Annotated in this window: 21 protein-coding genes; 14 read left to right on the top strand and 7 right to left on the bottom strand. The window is 72.4% G+C overall.

Annotated features, from left to right (window positions below):
• Positions 1-37: 37 nt before the first annotated feature.
• Positions 38-709: an O-methyltransferase gene (locus ADK57_RS27985; RefSeq protein ID WP_053752367.1), complete on the top strand. Its 672-nt coding sequence runs from the start codon at positions 38-40 to the stop codon at positions 707-709.
• Between the two features lie 10 nt (positions 710-719).
• Here the strand turns inward: ADK57_RS27985 and ADK57_RS27980 are convergent, their stop codons facing one another.
• A complete protein-coding gene (locus ADK57_RS27980; RefSeq protein ID WP_053752366.1) occupies positions 720-1112 on the bottom strand; it encodes an FHA domain-containing protein in 393 nt (130 codons plus the stop codon).
• Between the two features lie 80 nt (positions 1113-1192).
• Between ADK57_RS27980 and ADK57_RS27975 the strand changes: the two genes are divergently transcribed.
• Positions 1193-1603, top strand: a complete 411-nt coding sequence (locus ADK57_RS27975) for a DUF1992 domain-containing protein (RefSeq protein ID WP_053752365.1) — start codon at positions 1193-1195, stop codon at positions 1601-1603.
• An 84-nt stretch (positions 1604-1687) separates the two neighbouring features.
• Here ADK57_RS27975 and ADK57_RS27970 read toward each other — a convergent pair whose 3' ends face one another.
• Both ADK57_RS27970 and ADK57_RS27965 read right to left on the bottom strand, forming a co-directional pair.
• Positions 1688-2389, bottom strand: coding sequence for a hypothetical protein (locus ADK57_RS27970; protein ID WP_053752364.1), 702 nt, complete (start codon positions 2387-2389; stop codon positions 1688-1690).
• A gap of 5 nt (positions 2390-2394) precedes the next feature.
• Entirely contained in the window at positions 2395-3081 is a 687-nt protein-coding gene (locus tag ADK57_RS27965; RefSeq protein WP_053752363.1) for a hypothetical protein, read from the bottom strand.
• A gap of 580 nt (positions 3082-3661) precedes the next feature.
• Here ADK57_RS27965 and ADK57_RS27960 point away from each other — a divergent pair.
• Positions 3662-4072, top strand: coding sequence for a dihydrofolate reductase family protein (locus ADK57_RS27960; RefSeq protein ID WP_234390439.1), 411 nt, complete (start codon positions 3662-3664; stop codon positions 4070-4072).
• On the top strand, positions 4060-4563 hold the full coding sequence (locus ADK57_RS27955) for a GNAT family N-acetyltransferase (protein WP_053752361.1): 504 nt from the start codon (positions 4060-4062) through the stop codon (positions 4561-4563). Before ADK57_RS27960 ends, ADK57_RS27955 begins: the two co-directional genes overlap by 13 nt.
• On the opposite strand, the gene ADK57_RS27950 is transcribed toward ADK57_RS27955, so the two are convergent.
• On the bottom strand, positions 4556-6604 hold the full coding sequence (locus tag ADK57_RS27950; protein WP_053752360.1) for an MFS transporter: 2049 nt from the start codon (positions 6602-6604) through the stop codon (positions 4556-4558). The two genes, ADK57_RS27955 and ADK57_RS27950, sit on opposite strands and share 8 nt — an antisense overlap.
• A 173-nt stretch (positions 6605-6777) precedes the next feature.
• Here ADK57_RS27950 and ADK57_RS27945 point away from each other — a divergent pair, with 173 nt between their 5' ends.
• Positions 6778-7851, top strand: a complete 1074-nt coding sequence (locus tag ADK57_RS27945; RefSeq protein WP_053752359.1) for a peptidoglycan-binding domain-containing protein — start codon at positions 6778-6780, stop codon at positions 7849-7851.
• Between the two features lie 47 nt (positions 7852-7898).
• Here the strand turns inward: ADK57_RS27945 and ADK57_RS27940 are convergent, their stop codons facing one another.
• Both ADK57_RS27940 and ADK57_RS27935 read right to left on the bottom strand, forming a co-directional pair.
• Positions 7899-8558 (bottom strand): HAD family hydrolase, encoded by a 660-nt coding sequence (locus ADK57_RS27940; protein ID WP_053752358.1) that lies wholly within the window; start codon positions 8556-8558, stop codon positions 7899-7901.
• Between the two features lie 184 nt (positions 8559-8742).
• Complete coding sequence (locus ADK57_RS27935) at positions 8743-9324, bottom strand: TMEM165/GDT1 family protein (RefSeq protein WP_053752357.1); 582 nt, start codon at positions 9322-9324, stop codon at positions 8743-8745.
• A 555-nt stretch (positions 9325-9879) separates the two neighbouring features.
• Here ADK57_RS27935 and ADK57_RS27930 point away from each other — a divergent pair.
• From ADK57_RS27930 to ADK57_RS27910, 5 genes are all read left to right on the top strand, one after another.
• The gene (locus ADK57_RS27930) at positions 9880-10524 is read left to right on the top strand and encodes an HNH endonuclease family protein (protein ID WP_053752356.1); all 645 of its coding nucleotides are present in this window, start codon (positions 9880-9882) and stop codon (positions 10522-10524) included.
• 109 nt (positions 10525-10633) lie between these two features.
• On the top strand, positions 10634-12271 hold the full coding sequence (locus tag ADK57_RS27925; protein ID WP_053752355.1) for an alkaline phosphatase D family protein: 1638 nt from the start codon (positions 10634-10636) through the stop codon (positions 12269-12271).
• Between the two features lie 169 nt (positions 12272-12440).
• Positions 12441-14387 carry an FAD/NAD(P)-binding protein gene (locus tag ADK57_RS27920; RefSeq protein ID WP_053752354.1) on the top strand — a complete coding sequence of 649 codons (1947 nt, stop codon included), beginning with the start codon at positions 12441-12443 and terminating at the stop codon, positions 14385-14387.
• Positions 14388-14476: 89 nt separating this feature from the next.
• Positions 14477-14929, top strand: a complete 453-nt coding sequence (locus ADK57_RS27915) for a DoxX family protein (protein ID WP_053752353.1) — start codon at positions 14477-14479, stop codon at positions 14927-14929.
• 178 nt (positions 14930-15107) lie between these two features.
• Positions 15108-15764, top strand: coding sequence for a DedA family protein (locus ADK57_RS27910; protein WP_420711904.1), 657 nt, complete (start codon positions 15108-15110; stop codon positions 15762-15764).
• Between the two features lie 144 nt (positions 15765-15908).
• On the opposite strand, the gene ADK57_RS27905 is transcribed toward ADK57_RS27910, so the two are convergent.
• A complete protein-coding gene (locus ADK57_RS27905) occupies positions 15909-16139 on the bottom strand; it encodes a DUF2277 domain-containing protein (protein WP_053752352.1) in 231 nt (76 codons plus the stop codon).
• Between the two features lie 166 nt (positions 16140-16305).
• Here ADK57_RS27905 and ADK57_RS27900 point away from each other — a divergent pair, with 166 nt between their 5' ends.
• The 4 genes from ADK57_RS27900 to ADK57_RS27885 all read left to right on the top strand — a co-directional run bounded on the left by ADK57_RS27900 (position 16306) and on the right by ADK57_RS27885 (position 19334).
• Complete coding sequence (locus ADK57_RS27900) at positions 16306-17208, top strand: ketopantoate reductase family protein (RefSeq protein ID WP_053752351.1); 903 nt, start codon at positions 16306-16308, stop codon at positions 17206-17208.
• Positions 17209-17242: 34 nt separating this feature from the next.
• Positions 17243-17503: a hypothetical protein gene (locus ADK57_RS27895; protein ID WP_159050160.1), complete on the top strand. Its 261-nt coding sequence runs from the start codon at positions 17243-17245 to the stop codon at positions 17501-17503.
• A gap of 172 nt (positions 17504-17675) precedes the next feature.
• The gene (locus tag ADK57_RS27890) at positions 17676-18671 is read left to right on the top strand and encodes an alpha/beta fold hydrolase (protein ID WP_053752349.1); all 996 of its coding nucleotides are present in this window, start codon (positions 17676-17678) and stop codon (positions 18669-18671) included.
• A gap of 84 nt (positions 18672-18755) precedes the next feature.
• Positions 18756-19334 carry a dihydrofolate reductase family protein gene (locus tag ADK57_RS27885; RefSeq protein WP_053752382.1) on the top strand — a complete coding sequence of 193 codons (579 nt, stop codon included), beginning with the start codon at positions 18756-18758 and terminating at the stop codon, positions 19332-19334.
• The last annotated feature ends 8 nt before the right edge of the window (positions 19335-19342 follow it).

Genomic DNA, 19342 nt, shown 5'->3' with positions numbered 1-19342 from the left:
TAGCAGATCTAACTAGACATACGAAAGGCACAGGTGCATGAGCGAGTCGCAGCGCTGGGACGATGTCGACGACTACTTCACCACCCACCTCGCGCGGGACGACGAGGCCCTGGAGGCGGCCCTGCGCGACAGCGATGCGGCCGAGCTGCCGCGGGTCAACGTCACGGCGCCCCAGGGCAAGCTCCTCCAGCTCCTCGCCGAGATCCAGGGCGCCCGCAACGTCCTGGAGATCGGCACCCTCGGCGGCTACAGCACCATCTGGCTGGGCCGCGCGCTGCCCGCCGACGGCCGCCTGATCTCCCTGGAGTACAGCCCCCGGCACGCCGAGGTCGCCACCCGCAACATCGCCCGCGCCGGCCTCGACAAGCTGGTCGAGGTGCGGGTGGGACCGGCGCTGGAGTCGCTGCCCCAGCTGGCCGACGAGAACCCGGCCCCCTTCGACCTGGTCTTCATCGACGCCGACAAGGGCAACAACCCGCACTACGTGGAGTGGGCGCTCAAGCTCACCCGCGCGGGCAGCCTGATCGTCGTCGACAACGTGGTGCGGGACGGCCGGGTCGCCGACGCCGACAGCACCGCACCCGACGTCCAGGGCACCCGGACCGCCATCGAACTGATCGGCAGGCACCCGAGGTTGAACGGTACGGCGATCCAGACGGTGGGCAGCAAGGGCTACGACGGCTTCGCGCTGGCGCGGGTCCTCGCGTAACCCCTGCTTCTCACACCTCGTGGTAGAAGCCGACGTTGACGCTGCGCGGGGCTGTGCGGTCCTGGACGACGATCTCGCCGCTGCCGCCCCTGGGCAGCGGCACGGTCCCGCCGTAGGAGAGCGGCTGCACGTACTCGCCGACCGTGAGGCGGACCTCGGAGGACGGGTCGGGCTGGGAGCCCTGCAGCCAGGTCAGGTGCCAGGTGCCGTCGGGGCCGCAGAGGAACTCCAGGTGGACCCGGGAGACGAACAGCCAGTCGTCGGGCGTCGCCAGGCGGCACACCGTCTTGTCCCGGCCCACCCGCAGCACGGCGCCCGGCTCGCTGGGCGAGTCGGCCATGAGCATGCCGGCCGTGGCACCCTCCTCCGTCGCGGAGACGGCGGCCATGGTGAGTTCGAGCACGTGCGCTCCTCCTGAAGTGTCCTTACGCAGCCGCCGCATGATAAATCGCCCGGCCCCTACCCGTCCGGCACAATGGACTCATGACCGAGCGAAAACCACCCGGAGTTCCGTTCGAGTCCTGGGTCGACAAGCAGATCCGCGATGCCGAGCGCCGCGGCGAGTTCGCCCAACTCCCGGGCGCGGGCAAGCCGTTGCCGGAGGGCACCGACACGTCGTACGACGAACTGTGGTGGATCAAACAGAAGATGGCCCGCGAGGGCCTCGCCGTCCTGCCGCCAACACTCGCGCTGCGCAAGGAGGCCGAGGACGCGCTCGCGGCCGCGTACGCGGCGCCCTCGGAGCGGATCGTCCGGAAGATCATCACCGACGTCAACGTCAAGATCCGCGAGATGATGTTCAAGCCGCCGCCCGGCCCCCCGCTGGGTATGAAGCCGTACGACGTCGAGGACGTCGTACGGCAGTGGCGGGAGCGCCGGGCGGCTCAGGCCTGAAGGTCCCTGAGGGTCCCTGCTGGTCGAAGGTCCCTGAGGGTCCCTGCTGGTCGCTGGTCTTGGTCTTCGGACGGTCCGGCGGCCTCAGATGCGCAGCAGGCGTTCCGCCAGTTCGCGGTAGTCCCGCAGCGCCAGCCGGAGCTGCTCGGTGTCGGTGGACGTCGTGGACTTGCCCTCGGTGCCGCCGTCCTTGGCCTGCCAGGAGTTGCGCAGGGTACGGCGCCGCTGCGTCACCGCGTCGGTGAAGCGTGCGGCGGCTTCCTCCAGTACGTGGTCGGCCTCCTCGACGGCCGTCTTCGGACCGTCCACGAACCCCGCGACCGCGTGGTGCAGACGCTGCGAGAGCTTGTCGGACTCGTCGTGCGGGAGGAGGGAACCGTGGCCGCCCTCGCCCTGCTCGGAGCCGTGGCCACCGCGGCTCTGCTCGGATCCGGTGACCAGTGGTGCCGAGTCGGAGGAGGTGCCGGAGGGGCCGTGGCCGGCGGGGGTGCCCGCCGGGGCCGGGGCGCCCGGGGTGCCCGCCGAGCCCGGGGCGCTGTCGCGGCCCGTGGCCCTCTCGCCACCGAGCCCGCGGGCAGCTCCGGGAGCCCCGGGAGCTGCGCCGCCGCCCGGTTCCGTCTCACGGCCCCGCCCGTTCTCCGCACCGGTCGTCGGCACGTTGCCCGGCACCTTCTCGCCGGTCACCGGGTCCCGGCCCGGAGTCGCTGCCGGTACCGTCGCCCGCCCCCTGGGCTTTCCGTCGCGCGGGGCGCCCTCGGCGCCCGGCCCGCTCGTCGCATCCGTCATGTCTTTCAACTCCCCTTCGCATGACGCCTGGTGAATCCCCACGGCTGGTGGGCACGGCCGTCACTGCGGCCCTGCGCCGTACCGCCGTCGGACCTTTCGACGGACTTCCGGGACTCCTCCCGGTGCCGGGCCGGGCGTACCAGGTCCTCGAACAGGGCCCGCGCCTCGACCATGGCCTCGCGCATCTCCTCGGTGCCGGACCGGCCGTCGCCGTTCTGCGCCCCGCTTCCGGCCGCGCCGACGACGCGGTGCACGCGCCGGTAGCCGTGCACGTGGTGCGCGTGGTGCACGGACAGCGCGTCGAGCTGCTCCTCGTACTGCGCGCCGTCCGGGAAGCCCCGGACGGCGGCCAGCTCGGCGAGCAGCCGGTCCGCCTCGGCCACGGCCTCCTGCGGCGAGTCGACGAACCGCTCCTGCGCGGCCGTCCAGCGAGCCTCGTACTGCTCGCGCTGCGCGGGTTCCAGCGGCCGCTCGCGCAGCGATCCGTGCCGCTCCACGCGCTCGGCGAGCTCGTGCTCGGCGGCCTTGGCGTCCCCGTCGTGCCGGGCCACGGCCCGGTCGTACTCGGGCCCGAAGCGCCGCTTCAGGTTCTGCCCACCGGGCCCGCGCCGGGCCCGCAGGGTCAGGACGGCCGCGACGACGATCACGGCCGCCACGATCACGATCAGAGCGATGATCACGCCTGTGGACATGAGTGCCTTCCGGGTATCGACCCAACCGGCTCTCCGTACGGGCCGGTTCCCCGACCGGGTAGCCCCGAAGGTGCTCCTCAAACGGCGGCGGGGCGCCGACAGGGCGCGATCAGGGCGCGACGCGGCGCCACCCGGTCGGCGACCGCGCCGGGGCGATGCTCCCGTCCACCACCTCAAACGGGGCGCTGCGGCGAGCGTGCGGGCGCTGCGGGGCCGGGGAGCCGCGGCACGCAGTTCCGCCACCAGGGCGTACAGCCGGTCGGTTCGGTTCATGACGACCCGTCTCCGGAATTCATGGGAGCGGCGTGTCGATTCGGCGACGGCCCGATCGACGCAGGGGCGCAGGAGTCACCGAACGAACCGACGCAGGCGAGGAGATCGTCATGACCGAGGTCATCGCGCGGCCGGCCATGTCGCTCGACGGGTACATCGCCGGTCCCGACTCGGGGCGCGAGCATCCTCCCCCAGCTCTGGGGAGACCGGCCCCGACGACGAGCTGATCGCGATGGGGCCCCCGCGCGAGCGCAGCCGAGCGTGGGGGAGGGCCGAGCGGCCGGGCGCCGTGGTCACGGGGCACGGCATGTACATCACCGGGGAGCTCCCCTGGGGCGACGATCCGCCCTTCCGCATGCCGGTCCACGTCGTCACCCACCAGCCCCGCGAGCCCCTGGTGAAGCAGGGCGACACCACCTTCCACTTCGTCACCGAGGGCCCCGAGCACGCCCTCGCCCTCGCCCGGAAGGCGGCCGGGGACAAGGACGTCTCGCCGGCCGGCGGCGCGGACCTGGTGCAGCAGTTCATCCGGGCCGGACGGCTGGACGAGCTGCTGCTGCACGTCGTACCCGTGCTCGCCTGCGGCGGCCGACGGCTCTTCGACGGGCTCGGCGACGAGCACATCGAGTGGCGGAAGACGCAGGTGCCGGACTCGCCGGAGGTCACCCATATCCGGTTGCGGGCGGCATGGGCACGTTCCCGAGAATGGGGGCCATGACGATCTGGACCGTCGCTCCGGAACCCTTCGACTCCCCCGTCGCCACCGCGCTGTGGCGTGCGTACTACACGGAGGTCAGCGACCGCTGGTACCTGGTGCACGAGGGGCGCAGGACCGACCCCGACGAGCTGGAGCGGGAGATCGCCGCCCGGACGGGGTCCGAACTCGCCCCGCCGACCGGGCAGTTGCTCGTCGGCCGGTACGGCGGCGAACCGGCCGGCAGTGCGGGGGTACGGCTGCTGGAGGGCGGGAGTGCCGAGCTCACCCGGGTGTTCCTGTACGTAGGGATGCGGGGCCGGGGCGGCGCCGCGCTCCTCGTCCGGGCCGCGGAGGACGCGGCGCGTGCCCTCGGCGCCCGGTGGATGATCCTCGACACCCGCGGCGACCTCGTGGAGGCCCGCGCCCTGTACGCGCGGCTCGGCTACGAGGAGACCGAGCGGCACAACGACGAGCAGTACGCCGAGCACTGGTTCCGCAAGCCGCTCAGCTGAACCGGGTCACCGTGCGCTCGTCGTAAGGGCGTTCCCCCTCCGAACCGCACAGCTCGGCGTTCAGCTCCTTCACCAGCTGGACCAGGTCGGTCGGCCGATCCGGGCCCCACCAGTCGCCGAGGAGCTCGGAGAGGGACTCCTCGCGGGCCGCGGCGAGCCGGTCGGCGACCTCACAGCCCTTGTCGGTCAGGACGAGGTCGAGGCCCTGCCGGAGCGCGAGGCGGCGCTCCTCCACCTGACGGGCGGCCTCGATGACGACGGTCAGCGGCGCGGTGGTGCGCTCGGCGAGCATGGCCGGCTCGACACTGCCGTACCTCCTGATCCTCAGCAGCAGCCAGCTCGCCGCCGGGAGCAGGTCGTGGTCCGCCCTCGCGGTGATGTCCCGGTAGATCTCGCGGCGGCCCTCCCGTGTGCCGAGCACGGACAGCGCCCGGCACACCTCGTCGTACGACGACCGCTCCACGGGGTTGCTGGCGAGCGTCTCCGTGACGTCCGGTGCCGTGACCGAGGCGCGGAGCCGGTCCTCCTTCAGGAACCAGGCCAGTACGAAGCCGACGAGGGCGACGGGCGCGGCGTACAGGAAGACGTCGGTGATGGACGAGGCGTACGCGTTCAGGGCCGGCGGTTGCAGCGCGGCCGGGAGGGCGGCGATGCCGCGCGGGTCGGACTCCAGGGAGTCCGGGGAGACGCCGGGCGGCAGCTGGGTGCCACTGAAGGCGTCGGCCAGTTTGTCGCCGAGGCGGCCGGCGAAGACCGAGCCGAAGATGGCGACGCCGAAGGAGGCTCCGATGGAGCGGAAGAAGGTCGCGCCGGAGGTGGCGACGCCCAGATCCTCGTACGAGACCGCGTTCTGCACGATCAGGACCAGGACCTGCATGACCAGGCCGAGCCCCAGCCCGAAGACGAAGAAGTAGGCGCTCATCTCGCCCGTCGAGCTGTGCTCGTCCAGCTGGTGGAGGAGGAGCAGTCCGAGCGCCGTGACGCCGGTGCCCGCGACCGGGAACACCTTCCAGCGGCCGGTGCGGCTGACGATCTGCCCGGAGAGGGTCGACGACAGCAGCAGGCCGAGGACCATCGGCAGCATGTGCACGCCGGACATGGTCGGGCTGACGCCCTGGACGACCTGGAGGAAGGTCGGCAGATAGGTCATCGCGCCGAACATCGCGAAGCCGACGATGAAGCTGATGATCGCGGAGAGCGTGAAAGTGCGGATTCGGAACAGCTTCAGCGGGAGGACGGGTTCGGCCGCCCGCCGCTCGACGGCCACGAACGCGACGGCCAGTACGACGCCCAGGACGGCCAGGCCGATGATCTGCGGCGAACTCCAGCCCCACGTCGTGCCGCCGAGCGACGCCACCAGCACCAGGCAGGTGGCGACGGCCGCGATGAGGAACGTACCGAGGTAGTCGATGACGTGCCGCGTCGACTTGCGCGGGATGCGCAGCGCGGTCGCGATCACCGCGAGGGCGACGACACCGATCGGCAGGTTGACGTAGAACACCCAGCGCCAGCTCAGATGCTCGGTGAACAGCCCGCCGAGCAGCGGGCCGAGAACGCTGGTCGCCCCGAAGACCGCACCGAACAGCCCCTGGTAGCGGCCGCGTTCGCGCGGCGGGACGAGGTCGCCGACGATCGCCATCGACAGCACCATCAGCCCGCCGCCGCCGAGGCCCTGGAGCGCCCGGAACGCGATGAGCTGGGACATGTCCTGCGCCGCGCCGCACAGCGCCGAGCCGGCCAGGAAGATCACGATCGCGATCTGGAACAGCCTTTTCCGGCCGTACTGGTCGCCCAGCTTGCCCCACAACGGGGTCGCCGCGGTCGAGGCCAGCAGGTACGCCGTGACCACCCAGGACAGGTGGTCCATGCCGCCGAGTTCGCTGACGATCGTGGGCAGCGCGGTCGACACGATCGTCTGGTCCAGGGCGGCCAGCAGCATCCCGAGCAGCAGGGCCCCGATCGGGACGAGCACGTTGCCGGGCACGTGTTCGTCGCGTGAGTCCTGCGCCTGCCCCGTCATCGCGTGCGCGTCCCCGGCCATGAAGACCTCCCGAGGGTCTCGTTCCATCTTCCATCGTGGTCGGTGTGACCATTTATGGCCTGTCGAGTCCTGCCGGAAGCCGTTGTTCCGGGGGCTCATGAGTCATGGTGTGGAGGAGGTCTGGATAATCTCTGGAGTTCGCGAGGGGGAGATGCGAGGGGAGGGACGAACGCGTGGAGGAGTCGAAGGGGCACCTGTGCCCGGAATGCGGTGCCCCGAGGGGCGCCGACAACACCCCGTCCTGCGCCTGCACCCAACGGGCCTCCGACGCCCTGCGCGACGCCCGCACGGCGGAGGCGGCCGCGGCGGAGGACTTCGATCCGCTGCGCATACGGCCGTACGTCGAACTGGACGGGGCGGCGGGCGCAGCCGACGCAGCCCAGACACCCGACGTGCCCGACGTGCCCGACGTCGAGGCCACCATGGCGCTGCGTCCGGTCACGCCGGACGAGGCCGCCGACGGCCCCGGTGCCGCCGCCGAGGACGCCACCGTCTCGCTCCCCGCCGTCGACGCGACCTCCGTGCTCCCGACTCCTCTGGCAGCCCCCGAGACCACCCCGAGCCCCACCGACCTGCACCTGTTCGATGCGGCCGGCGGCCCGGGTCCCGCCGAGGCCGACGCCGACGGTGAGGAGAAGCCGAGCCGCCGTCGCCGCGGCACCGTCCTGCTCGGCGCCGGCGGAGCCGTCGTCTCGGTCGTGGCGGCGGCCGGGATCGCGAGCGGGCTGTTCTCGTACGAGACACCGTCGCGGGACGGCGCACCGCCGCAGGACGTACGGGCGGCCGTGCCGGACACCTCGCCGAGCGCGGCGTCCGTGTCCCCGTCCACGCGGACCACGTCCGCGGCGCCGACGTCCGCCTCCCCGTCCGCGTCCGCCAGCGCGAGCCCGTCGCCCACCTCGTCGCCTTCGGCATCCGCGGCCGATGCCTCACCGAGCCCGTCCCGGTCGGCCCAGCCGACGCAGTCCCCGACGAGCTCCGACGCGGGCTCCGGGGACGAGTCCGGCGCGGGACGCGACGGCAGCCCCGTCCTGCGCCTCGGTGACGAGGGCCCCGAGGTCACCGAGCTCCAGCAGCGCCTGCACCAGCTGTACCTCTACAACGACGCGATCGACGGGAACTTCACCGCCCAGGTCGAGGACGCGCTGCGCAACTACCAGTGGTCCCGGGGTGTGGGCACCGACGACCTCGGGGTGTACGACCACGAGACCCGGGCCAAGCTGGAGTCGGAGACGACGGAGCCGTGACCGGCCCCGGGCGCCCTGCCCGGGCAGCCCGGGATGCCGAACGGGTCTCAGCCGACGTACAGCCTGATCGTCCCGTCCCCCACGGCCTCCACCCGCACCTGGGTCAGGTCCCGCACCAGCGCGTGGGGCCCGTGCAGGCCGGCCCGCGGCCCCACGCCGACGACCCGCATCCCGGCCGCGAGGCCTGCCTGGATCCCGGCGCCGGAGTCCTCGAAGACGATGCAGTCGGCCGGGGCGACGCCCAGTTCGGCGGCGCCCTTGAGGAACCCCTCGGGGTCGGGCTTGCTCGCGCCGACGGACTCGGCGGTGATGCGGACGTCGGGCAGGCCGAGGCCCGCGGCGGCCATGCGCGCGGTGGACAGCGGGACGTCGGCGGAGGTGACCAGGGCGTGCGGCAGACCGTGCAGCGACGCGAGGAACTCGCAGGCGCCCGGGATCGCGACCACGCCGTCCATGTCGGCGGTCTCCTCGGCGAGCATCCGCGCGTTGTCCGCGTGGTTCTGCTCCATGGGGCGGCCGGGCAGCAGCAGCGCCATCGAGGCGTACCCCTGGCGGCCGTGGACGACCTTCATGACCTCGCCCCCGTCCAGGCCCTGCCGGTCGGCCCAGCGCCGCCAGATCCGTTCGACGACGGCGTCGGAATTGACCAGGGTGCCGTCCATGTCCAGCAGAAGGGCGCGGGCGGTGAGCACGGCGGTGGCCGTCATCGGCAGCTCCAAGACGCGGGGCAGGGGGCGTGTGGGTGAGCCCCGGGGAAACAAGGCGGCCCCGCCCGCCGGTCAGGGAAAACGGGCGGGAGCCACTTTGTTCCTCCACGGTACAAAACAGAACCGGCTTCCCGCCACCGTCTGACGAAACAGTTCACTCACAGTTCAGCTCGTACGGCGCGGGTCAGCCGGCCACGGCCTCCCACAGGGACCACACCCCGAGCCCCAGCATCAGCAGCGCCGCGACCTTGGTGATCAGCCGCAGCGGAACCCGCTTCATCAGGGCCTTGCCGCCGACGATGCCGAGTCCGGCCACCGCCCACAGCGCGAACACCGCGCCGAGGCCGACGGAGAGCGGATCGTCGTAACGGGCCGCGAGGTTCGCCGTCATGATCTGCGTGAGGTCGCCGAACTCCGCGACCAGAATGAGCATGAAGCCGGCCCCGGCGACCTTCCAGAAGGACTGGTTCTCCGGCCTTCGGATCTCCTCTTCGTCCTCGTCCTTCTTCATCAGCAGCACGGCCGCGCCGCCGAGGAACAGCACACCGGTCAGCGCGTGCACGATCTGCTGCGGCAGGAGCGTCAGCACGCTGCCGGCCGCGACGGCGAGCGCGACGTGCAGCGCGAAGGCGGCGGCGACGCCCGCGAAGACGTAGGAGGCTCGGTAGCGGGTGCCGAGGACGAGTCCGGCGAGCGCGGTCTTGTCCGGCAGTTCGGCAAGGAAGACGACGCCGAAGACGAGCGCCGTCACGGTGAAGCTGATCAAGGGTCCTCAATCGGTCGGGCTGCCCCACCGAGAGCGCTGAGTCCTTCGAACAAGACACCTCGGCACGGCAGCACACTCGGCACCCGTGCCGTGGGGCACGGGCGTGCACTGCTTGCCGAAGGTCTCGCTGGCCGATCCGCAAAGGATCCGCCTCCGGGCGCCGGCTCAGACGAGCTGAGCAGTATGTCGACGGTCCGGCGAAGAGCTACTCCCCTTCTGCGCCGTCCATGGTACGTGACCGCCCGACCGCCCGACCGCCCGGAGGGCCGCAAGGCTTCCGGCGGTGCCGAACAGGTGGTGGCGCCTTCGGCGATGTGCCGGACGCCAGGGCGTGCGGCGGCGGCGAAACCGTGCTCGGTGGTGGCGACAGGGAGGGGCGGCGTTTCTCTTTGCCGATCGATCCGCGACTTGCCGGGGCCGAAAGTCCCGCCGCAGGCATAGACGTGTCATGTGCACGTCATTAACTTCTTACCCAACGCACATCCCCCCGCAATGCGGCGTCGCGAGCATTCCCCTGCTCGCACCCCAACGCCCCCACACCCCATGGGAGTTCGCATGTCGAAGTTCTACGCGCGTCGACGCGTCAGCATACTCGCGGCGCTCACCGGTCTCATAGCCTCCGTCGCGCTTTTCAACGGCCCGACCGCCTCCGCCGCCCTCCCCACCCCGGTCAGCGCCGCCACCGCCCGCACCTACCTCGCCTCGCTCACCGTGGCGACGGAGGACCGCACCGGCTACAGCCGGGACCTGTTCAACCACTGGATCACCATCAGCGGCACCTGCAACACCCGCGAGACGGTCCTCAAGCGCGACGGCTCGAACGTCGTCACCAGCTCCGCCTGCGCCGCCACCAGCGGCACCTGGTACTCCCCCTACGACGGCGCCACCTGGACCGCCGCCTCGGACCTCGACATCGACCACCTCGTGCCGCTGGCCGAGGCCTGGGACTCCGGCGCCGACAGCTGGACCAGCACCCAGCGCCAGAACTTCGCCAACGACCTGACCCGCCCGCAGCTCATCGCCGTCACGGACAACGTGAACCAGTCGAAGAGCGACCAGGACCCGGCCGAGTGGATGCCGTCGGTCACGTCCTACCGCTGCACCTACGTCCGGGCCTGGGTCCAGGTGAAGTACTACTACGACCTCTCGGTCGACTCGGCCGAGAAGAGCGCCCTCACGAGCTACCTCTCCAGCTGCTGATCCCGCGCTCCTGAAAGATCCACAAGGATCGACAAACCGTGATCTGCGGAACCTCCCCTTTCCCCTCCGTCGTTCCGTACCGTACGGGGCGACGGAGGAGGGTGATCACGTGGCGGGACTGCGCCTTGGGCCACTGCTGAGGTATGCCGACGGCTCGTCAGCGACCGTCTGGGTCGAGGCGAGCCGCCCGTGCACCGCCGAGGTGCGCTGCGCGGACGGCGCCGTGGGCGAGGCCCGCACCTTCCAGGTCGAGGGCCATCACTACGCCCTCGTCCCGGTGACCGGCCTCACCCCGGGCACGACACGGGCGTACGAGGTGTTTCTCGACGGCACGCGCGTGTGGCCGTTGCCCGACAGCCCCTTCCCGCCCTCGGTCATCCGCACCTCCACCGAGGGCGACGACCTCCGTGTCGCCTTCGGCTCCTGCCGCTGGGCCTCACCCCCGGCCGGCGAGAAGGACCCGGTCGGCCCGGACGCCCTGGACACCCTCGCGGCCCGGATGGCGAACGGGTCCGACGGCGAGCGCCCGGACGTGCTCCTGCTGTTGGGCGACCAGGTGTACGCCGACGAGACCACGGACACGACCCGCCGCTGGCTGGCCGCCCGCCGCGACCTGAGCGACCCGCCGGGCAACGAGGTCGCGGACTACGAGGAGTACACCCACCTCTACTACGAGTCCTGGCTCGACCCCGAGGTGCGCTGGCTGCTGTCCACGGTGCCCAGCTGCATGATCTTCGACGACCACGACGTCATCGACGACTGGAACACCTCCGCCGCCTGGCTGGAGGACATGCGGGCCACCGGCTGGTGGCAGGAGCGGCTGCTGAGCGGCCTGATGTCGTACTGGGTGCACCAGCACCTGGGGAACATGTCCCCGGACGAACTGGCCGCCGACCCGCTGTACGCGGCGGTGCGCGACACCCCCGACGGCACCGACGCGCTGCGTGCCTTCGCCGCCCGGGCCGACGAGGACGCCGCCTCGGCCCGCTGGAGCTACCGCCGCGACTTCGGCCGCGTCCGCCTGCTGATGGTGGACAGCCGGGCGGCCCGGGTCCTCGACGAGGAGCGCCGCGCGATGCTCAGCCCGAGCGAGGCGGAATGGCTGCGCGCGCAGGCGCTGGACGCCCCGGGGTCGTACGACCACCTCCTCATCGGCACCTCGCTGCCCTGGCTGCTGCCGCAGCTGGTGCACGACGCCGAGGCGTGGAACGCGGCGCTGTGCCGGGGCGAGAAGGGCGCCCGCTGGGCCCGCTTCGGCGAGGACCTGCGACGCAAGGCCGACCTGGAGCACTGGGCGGCCTTCCCGGAGTCCTTCGCCGCGCTGGCGGACCTGATCGCCGAGGTCGGCTCGGGCCACCAGGCACCGGCGACGGTCCTCGTCCTGTCCGGGGACGTGCACCACGCCTACGTGGCCGAGCCGAAGTGGCGTTCCGAATCCCCCGACGCCCGCGTCCTCCAGCTGACCTGCTCCCCCGTCCACAACTCCATCCCCCTGTCGATAAGGCTCGGCTTCCGCTTCGGCTGGAGCGCCCTGGCCCGCGCCCTCGGCCGCCGCTTCGCCTGGCACGCCGGCTCCCCGCTCCCGCCGGTCAGCTGGCGCAAGAAGGGTGGCCCTTGGTTCGGCAACCAGCTCATGACCCTGACCCTGCACGGCCGTTCGGCCCGGCTGCGGCTGGAACAGGCGCAGGAGGTGCGGGGCGGAAGTCCGCGGCTGGCGACCGTCACGGAGTCCGAACTCGCCCGGTAATCAGCCCCTTACGACCGTTTGTTGTGCGCGTGGCCCGTGATGCTCGTGATGCATCCCACAGTCCGTGCACCCTGGTCTCTGCTCCCTCGGTTCCCGACGGCATGATGATGCGGACCGTCCGCTTCCAGCGGCCGCCACCACGCGCCCCACACGCCCGGGAGTCCCCCTCTTGCCCGCACCGACCGAGGACCACGTGCCCGTCTCCGTCGCCCTGGTCGGCGCCGGACCACGCGGCACCAGCGTTCTGGAACGCCTGAGCGCCTCGGCGCCGGAACTCCTCCCGCCCGGCGCCCGGCTGACGGTCCACGTAGTCGATCCGGCACCGCCCGGGCCCGGCCGCGTCTGGCGGACCGCGCAGTCGCCCGAGCTGCTGATGAACACCGTGGCCTCGCAGGTGACCCTGTTCACCGACGACAGCGTGGACTGCTCGGGGCCGATCCGGCCGGGCCCGAGCCTGCACGAGTGGGCGGGCGGCGCTCTCGGGCCCGACGAGTACCCGACCCGGGCCCAGTACGGCCGGTACCTGGAGTGGGTGTTCGCGCGGACGGTGCGCGAGGCGCCGCCCGGAGTGCGGGTGGAGACGCACGCGGCGCGGGCGGTACGGCTCGACGACGCCCCCGACGGCCTCCAGACCCTCACCCTCGACGACGGCCGCGCCCTGTCCGGCCTGTCCGCCGTCGTCCTCGCGCAGGGCCATCTGCCGGTGGCCGCGGACACGACCGTACGGCGCCTTGCGGCCTACGCCGAGCAGCACGGCCTGTGCCACATACCGCCCGCCAACCCGGCCGAAGTCGACCTGTCCTCCGTCTCCCCCGGCGAACCGGTGCTGTTGCGCGGCCTGGGCCTCAACTTCTTCGACCACACGGCCCTGTTGACGACCGGCCGCGGCGGACGCTTCGTACACGGTCGTCGTGGCCTGCGGTACATACCCTCCGGCCGCGAGCCGCGCCTGTACGCCGGTTCGCGGCGCGGCATCCCCTACCAGGCCCGCGGCGACAACGCGAAGGGCCCCTACGGCCGTCACCTCCCGCTCGTCCTCACCGACGAGGTGATCGCCCGCTTCCGCAAGCGCGCCGACTCCGGCGAGGCGCCGGACTTCCTCGCGGAGATATGGCCGCTGGTGGCGAAGGAGGTGGAGACCGTCTACTACGAAGCGCTGGTCGCGGACACCGAGTTCGGCTCCCCGGAGGGGGCCGCGGCGTTCGGGGCCGGGCGGTTCGGGCCCGGCGCCTTCAGGGACCGGTTCCTCTCCACGGCGCACGGCACCGCCGAGGAGGCCGCCGTACTCGACGAGTTCGGGGTCGCGTCGGCCGACCACTGGTCCTGGGACCGGATGTCGCGCCCGTACGCGGGGCGGGCCTTCGCCGACCCCGGCGCCTGGCGGGACTGGCTGCTCGCCCACCTCCACGAGGACGCCGCCCAGGCCGCCCTCGGCAATGTCTCCGGCCCGCTGAAGGCCGCCCAGGACGTGCTGCGCGACCTGCGCAACGAGCTGCGGCAGATCGTCGACCACGGCGGACTCGCGGGCGCCTCCCGCCGGGACCACCTGGACCGCTGGTACACCCCGCTCAACGCCTTCCTGTCCATCGGCCCGCCCCGGCGCCGCATCGAGGAACTGACCGCGCTGCTGGAGGCGGGCGTGGTGGAGGTGCTCGGGCCGCGGCTGGAGGTCCGCGAGAAGGACGGGGCATGGGTGGCGCACTCCCCGGAGGTGCCGGGGTCCGCCGTACGCGTGACGACGCTCATAGAGGCACGGCTACCGGAACCGGATCTGCGACGCACGGCCGACGACCTGCTCGCCCGGCTGCTGAAGACCGGCCAGTGCCGGCCGCACACCGTGGACGGTTACGAAACCGGCGGGCTGGACGTAACACAGCGTCCGTACCGTCTGATCGACCGTCAAGGCCACGCGCACACAAGGCGGTTGGCCTTCGGGGTACCCACGGAGGGCGTGCACTGGGTGACCGCGGCGGGGGCCCGTCCGGGTGTGGATTCGGTCACGCTTTCGGACGCGGATGCGGTGGCCAGAGCGGCTCTACGTGCGGCTGCGGCCGAAACGGAAGGGCAAGCGGAGGTAAATCGGTGGCCAAATGTTGAACTTGCAAGTATTGATTAGGCCCTCCTAGCCTGGGTCACTCACTCGGTTCTGTCCCCCAGACCGGTCCTCGTCCCCACGGACCGGCCCGACCGAAGGAGTCCCCCCACATGACCGCACGTCTCAACAGAGCCCAGCCGTACGCTGTCGGCCTGTTCCGCATCGTCGTGGGCCTGCTCTTCGCCTGCCACGGCGCCGCCTCGCTCTTCGGTGTCCTCGGTGGCGCGGGCGGCAGCGGCCAGACGGTCGAGACCGGCGCCTGGCCCAACTGGTACGCGGCCGTGATCGAACTGGTCGGCGGCTCGCTCGTACTGCTCGGCCTGGGCACGCGGGCCGCCTCGTTCATCTCCTCGGGCGCGATGGCCTACGCGTACTTCAAGGTCCACCAGCCGGGCGGCCTGTGGCCGATGGAGAACAACGGCGAGGGCGCGGCGATGTTCTGCTGGGCCTTCCTGCTGCTGGTCTTCACCGGTTCCGGCGCCCTCGGCCTTGACCAGCTCTTCGCCAGGCGCTCCACGACGGCGGGGAAGCCTGCCACGGAACAGACGCCCGTGGCGGCCTGACCCTCGGCGGCTCCGTGAACGACGGCGCCCGTTCCCGCGCTCACGCGGGGGCGGGCGCCGCCGCATGTCCCCGGGTCCGTGTCGGTCCGAAGCGGCAGCCGGGTGAACATGTCGTGCCGAACACACGAGCCCCCGGTGAATGTCCTGTCAGACCCCAGGCGTACGCTGTATGGCTGTTATGACGGGGGATCACGGGGAGTTCGCGGTGCTGGAAAGCATGGAGAGTGTGGGGCTGCTGACCGGCGGCCCATGGATCTACGCGGTGATCGCCGCTTCCGTCCTCCTGGACGTGTTCCTGCCGGTCCTGCCCAGCGGCGTCCTCGTCATCACGGCCGCCACCGCGGCCGCGGGCGCGGCAACCGGCCAGGTCTCGCCGCACGAGGTGCCCGACATCCTCGCCCTCATCCTCTGCGCCACGACCGCGTCCGTGCTGGGCGACCTGGTGGCCTACCGCCTGGCCTGGCGCGGCGGGGCCCGCCTGGACCGCGCGATCGCCCGCTCCCCCCGACTTACCGGCGCGCAGGAACGTCTCGGCGCGACCCTCGCCCGAGGCGGCGGCACCCTGGTCGTCCTCGCCCGCTTCGCCCCGGCCGGCCGCTCGGTCGTCTCCCTCGGCGCCGGCGCCGCCCACCGCCGCGCCCGCGACTTCCTCCCCTGGTCCGCCCTCGCCGGCCTCTCCTGGGCCGCCTACAGCGTCGCCCTCGGCTACTTCGGCGCCCAGTGGCTGGGCACGACCTGGCTGGCGACGGGCGTGTCCGTCCTGGCGCTGTTCGCGGCGGGCGCGGGCGCGGCATACGTGATGCGACGCCAGCCGGAACCGGCGCAGGCGTCCTAGCTACGGGCGGCTTCCCACGCCACCACCCCGAGGGCAATCGTGCCGCCGGGGCGGCACGGGTGGGCGCGGGCGGCACCCCGCGGCGCCGGGCTGCGCACCCACCCTCGACAGCAACACCGGCACCGCCGCGAACCCCGACCCGCTCTACCCGGCCCTCTGTGCAGCGGAACCCCGCACCTCCAACCCGGCCAACAACTCCGCCGTGGCCTCGGCGATCACCTCCACGGCCCGGTCGAACACCTCCCGGTTGTGCGCGGCGGGGGCGCGGAAACCGGAGACCTTGCGGACGTACTGCAGGGCGGCGGCCCGGATCTCCTCCTCGGTCGCCTCCTCGGGCAGCACGGGCGGACGTAGCGTCTTGATACTGCGGCACATACCTCCAGTCTCGCCCCCGCCCGGAAATACCGCCGGGGAATACCGCCAGGGAATGCCGCCGGGCCCCGCCCGATTCCGGAAACCACGACCATCACCGAACCGCGCCTGAAATGATCACTCCGAGGCGGCCACCGACCCGGGGCCGACCCAGAGAGGAACCCGAAACATGGCGAACGACGAACTCACCGTGGCCGTCCTGGGCCCCGGCGGCACCGGCGGCCTGCTCGCCGCACTCCTGTCCCGCGCCGGCCACCGCGTGATCTGCCTGGCCGGCGACGAGACGGCACACACCCTCCGCACGTCCGGAATCCGCGTCCGCAGCGAGAAGTTCGGCGACTTCACGGCCCCGGTCGAGGCGGACACCACCCTGCGCGAACCGGTCGACGTCTGCCTGGTCGCGGTCAAGCACACGACCCTCGGCGCCGCCCTAGACCGCGTCCCGCCCGCGGCCCTGGGCGACGGCCTGGTGGTACCGCTCCTGAACGGCGTCGAACACCCCGCGACCCTTCGTACCCGCTACCGCCCCGACCGCGTGGCCCCCGCCGTCATCCGCGTGGAGTCGACGCGTGTGGCGCCCGGCGTGATCGAGCACGGCAGCCCCTTCGCCGAGGTCGACCTCACCGGCGACGGCGTCCCCCGCGAACGGCTCGACGCACTGGCCGGGGCCCTCACGGCCGCCGGCCCGGCCCCTCGCGTACTGCCGGACGAGTCGGCGGCGCTCTGGGCGAAGATGTCGTTCCTGGCGCCGTTCGCGCTGCTGACGACTCGTCACGGACTCCCGCTGGGCGACGTACGCACCAAGTACCGCGAGGAGTTGACGGCCCTGGTGGAGGAGACGGCGGCGGTGAGCGCCGCCTGCGGCGGCCCGGCGGACCCGGCCCAGGCGCTCGCCCGCTACGACAGCTTCCCGCCCGCGACCAAGTCCTCGATGCAGCGCGACGCGGAGGCCGGCCGCCCCATCGAACTGGACGCGATCGGCGGAGCGTTGCTGCGCGCGGCCGGGCGCCACGGGGTGAAGGCACCCGTAACGGCCCGTCTGGTAAGGGAGTTGAGGGACGCCGGCCACTGACACGAGCCGCTCCTCGGGGCGCGGCCGGGTGTGGGTGGCACGCAGCGGCAAGGTCCTCTGGCAGCTCCCCGACGAGCAGAGCGACCGCGTCGCCCCCGAGGTCACCTCGGCCTGGCACGGCCGGGTCTACGGCGAGACGGAGAACGGCCCGGTCGCCCTCGACGCCCGCACGGGCGAGGACGCCCCGGCCAGCCCCGGCATCGCCCCGGTCCTGGTCAACGGGTCGGCGGCCCTCGCCCTGAAGCAGGAGGACGGCTGGAAGTACAACCTGTTCGTGTACGCCGCCACCGGCTGAGCGACACCCCCAGGTCACCGGGGCCGGCCCGCCCTCGCGCCGCCCCGGTTGCCTTCTCGCGCCGAGGGTTGTTGCCGATTTGCCGAATCGGCAACAACCCTCGCGCCCGGCCACCGCACCGCCGCAGGATCGCCGTACGAGCCGTAGCACCCAAGCCACGTACGGAGGACGCATGCCGCAGCCGACCCCCCAGCTCAAGGACGTCACCCACCGCCTGCTCCCCGCCCCCGCCGGCCGCATCCACGCCGCGGAACTCGGCGAGGGGCCGCTGGTCCTGCTGCTGCACGGCTTTCCCGAGTCCTGGTACTCGTGGCGTCACCAGCTGCCGGCCCTGGCCGCGGCCGGCTACCGCGCGGTCGCCGTGGACGTGCGCGGATACGGGCGTTCGTCGCGGCCGGACGCGGTGGAGGCGTACCGGCTGCGCGATCTGGTGGCGGACAACGCGGCCGTGGTCGAGGCCCTCGGCGAGCGTTCCGCGGTGGTCGTCGGACACGACTGGGGCGCGACCATCGCCGCACACTCCGCGCTGCTCAGGCCCGACGCGTTCCGCGCGGTCGGCCTGCTGAGCGTGCCGTACACCCCGCCCGGCGGCCCGCTGCCGAGCGAGGTCTTCGCCCGACTGGGCGGCGGGAAGGAGGAGTTCTACGTCTCCTGCTTCCAGGAGCCCGGCCGGGCCGAGCGCGAGATCGAACCGGACGTACGCGGCTGGCTCGCCGGCTTCTACGCCGCCCTGTCCGCCGACACCATGCCCGAACCCGGCGCCCCCGACCCGCACTTCGTCAGCCCCGGCAAGACCCTCCGCGACCGCTTCCCCGCCGAGCGTCTGCCTGCCTGGCTCGGCGAGGCGGAACTCGACGTCTACGCCGGCGAGTTCGAGCGCACCGGCCTGACCGGCGCCCTGAACCGCTACCGCGCCATGGACCACGACTGGAGGGACCTCGCCGACTTCTCCGGCGCCCCGATCCCCCAGCCGTCCCTGTTCCTCGGCGGCACCCTGGACGCCTCGACGACCTGGCTGGCTGACGCGATCGAGGCCTTCCCGGCCACCCTCCCCGGCCTGCGCTCCTCCCACCTCCTCGAAGGCTGCGGCCACTGGATCCAGCAGGAACGCCCGGACGAGGTCAACCGCCTGCTCGCCGCCTGGCTGGCCGCCCTGCCCGCGGCCTGAACGGCGTGGCGACGAGTTTCGGGGGCGGGCCGGGTCTGTGTGTACAAGACCTGCCCCGAGACCCCGGAACACCTGGGAGATGTGATGAGCACCGTGGTGATGCACAACGTCGTTTCCGTGGACGGCTTCATCGCCGACGCGGACGACCAGGTCGGCCCGCTCTTCGACTGGTACTCCAACGGCGATGTCCTGCTCAGCGAGTTCGCCAAGGTCTCACAGACCTCGGCGGAGTACGTCAAGCCGATGATGGCGGGCATCGGGGCGTTGGTGGTCGGGCGCCACGTGTTCGACATCACCAACGGCTGGGAGGGCAAGCCGCCGGCCGGCGAGCACGTGGTCGTGGTGTCGCACCGGCCCAGGCCCGACGGCTGGCACCCCGAGGCGCCGTTCCACTTCGTCGACGACGTGGCCCGGGCGATCGCGAAGGCCAAGGAACTCGCCGGGGACCGCACCGTCGCCGTGGCGGCGGGCGAGGTCGGCGGACAGGCGTTCGCCCTCGGTCTGGTCGACGAGGTCGCGATGGACGTCGTACCGGTGGTCTTCGGCTCGGGCAAGCGGTACTTCGGGTCGACCGACGGCCAGTACCTGCTCGACGACCCGCACACGGTGATCCAGGGCGACCGGGTGCTGCACCTGCTCTACCGGGTCCGCCGCCGACGGTGACCCCCGAA

Origin of the sequence: Streptomyces sp. MMG1533 (assembly GCF_001279775.1) — a bacterium.
Taxonomy (GTDB): domain Bacteria; phylum Actinomycetota; class Actinomycetes; order Streptomycetales; family Streptomycetaceae; genus Streptomyces.
The sequence above is the reverse complement of the archived record's forward strand: the minus strand, read 5'-3'. Positions and strand labels throughout refer to the sequence as shown.

Excerpts from the sequence above, each read along its gene's own strand:
- ADK57_RS27890 (WP_053752349.1), top strand. The coding sequence starts at position 17,676 with ATGCCGCAGCCGACCCCCCAGCTCAAGGACGTCACCCACCGCCTGCTC.
- ADK57_RS27970 (WP_053752364.1), bottom strand. The coding sequence starts at position 2,389 with ATGACGGATGCGACGAGCGGGCCGGGCGCCGAGGGCGCCCCGCGCGAC.
- ADK57_RS27905 (WP_053752352.1), bottom strand. The coding sequence starts at position 16,139 with ATGTGCCGCAGTATCAAGACGCTACGTCCGCCCGTGCTGCCCGAGGAG.
- ADK57_RS27915 (WP_053752353.1), top strand. The coding sequence starts at position 14,477 with ATGACCGCACGTCTCAACAGAGCCCAGCCGTACGCTGTCGGCCTGTTC.
- ADK57_RS27975 (WP_053752365.1), top strand. The coding sequence starts at position 1,193 with ATGACCGAGCGAAAACCACCCGGAGTTCCGTTCGAGTCCTGGGTCGAC.
- ADK57_RS27910 (WP_420711904.1), top strand. The coding sequence starts at position 15,108 with ATGACGGGGGATCACGGGGAGTTCGCGGTGCTGGAAAGCATGGAGAGT.
- ADK57_RS27885 (WP_053752382.1), top strand. The coding sequence starts at position 18,756 with ATGAGCACCGTGGTGATGCACAACGTCGTTTCCGTGGACGGCTTCATC.
- ADK57_RS27955 (WP_053752361.1), top strand. The coding sequence starts at position 4,060 with ATGGGGGCCATGACGATCTGGACCGTCGCTCCGGAACCCTTCGACTCC.
- ADK57_RS27900 (WP_053752351.1), top strand. The coding sequence starts at position 16,306 with ATGGCGAACGACGAACTCACCGTGGCCGTCCTGGGCCCCGGCGGCACC.
- ADK57_RS27930 (WP_053752356.1), top strand. The coding sequence starts at position 9,880 with ATGTCGAAGTTCTACGCGCGTCGACGCGTCAGCATACTCGCGGCGCTC.
- ADK57_RS27940 (WP_053752358.1), bottom strand. The coding sequence starts at position 8,558 with ATGACGGCCACCGCCGTGCTCACCGCCCGCGCCCTTCTGCTGGACATG.
- ADK57_RS27950 (WP_053752360.1), bottom strand. The coding sequence starts at position 6,604 with ATGGCCGGGGACGCGCACGCGATGACGGGGCAGGCGCAGGACTCACGC.
- ADK57_RS27960 (WP_234390439.1), top strand. The coding sequence starts at position 3,662 with ATGTACATCACCGGGGAGCTCCCCTGGGGCGACGATCCGCCCTTCCGC.
- ADK57_RS27985 (WP_053752367.1), top strand. The coding sequence starts at position 38 with ATGAGCGAGTCGCAGCGCTGGGACGATGTCGACGACTACTTCACCACC.
- ADK57_RS27965 (WP_053752363.1), bottom strand. The coding sequence starts at position 3,081 with ATGTCCACAGGCGTGATCATCGCTCTGATCGTGATCGTGGCGGCCGTG.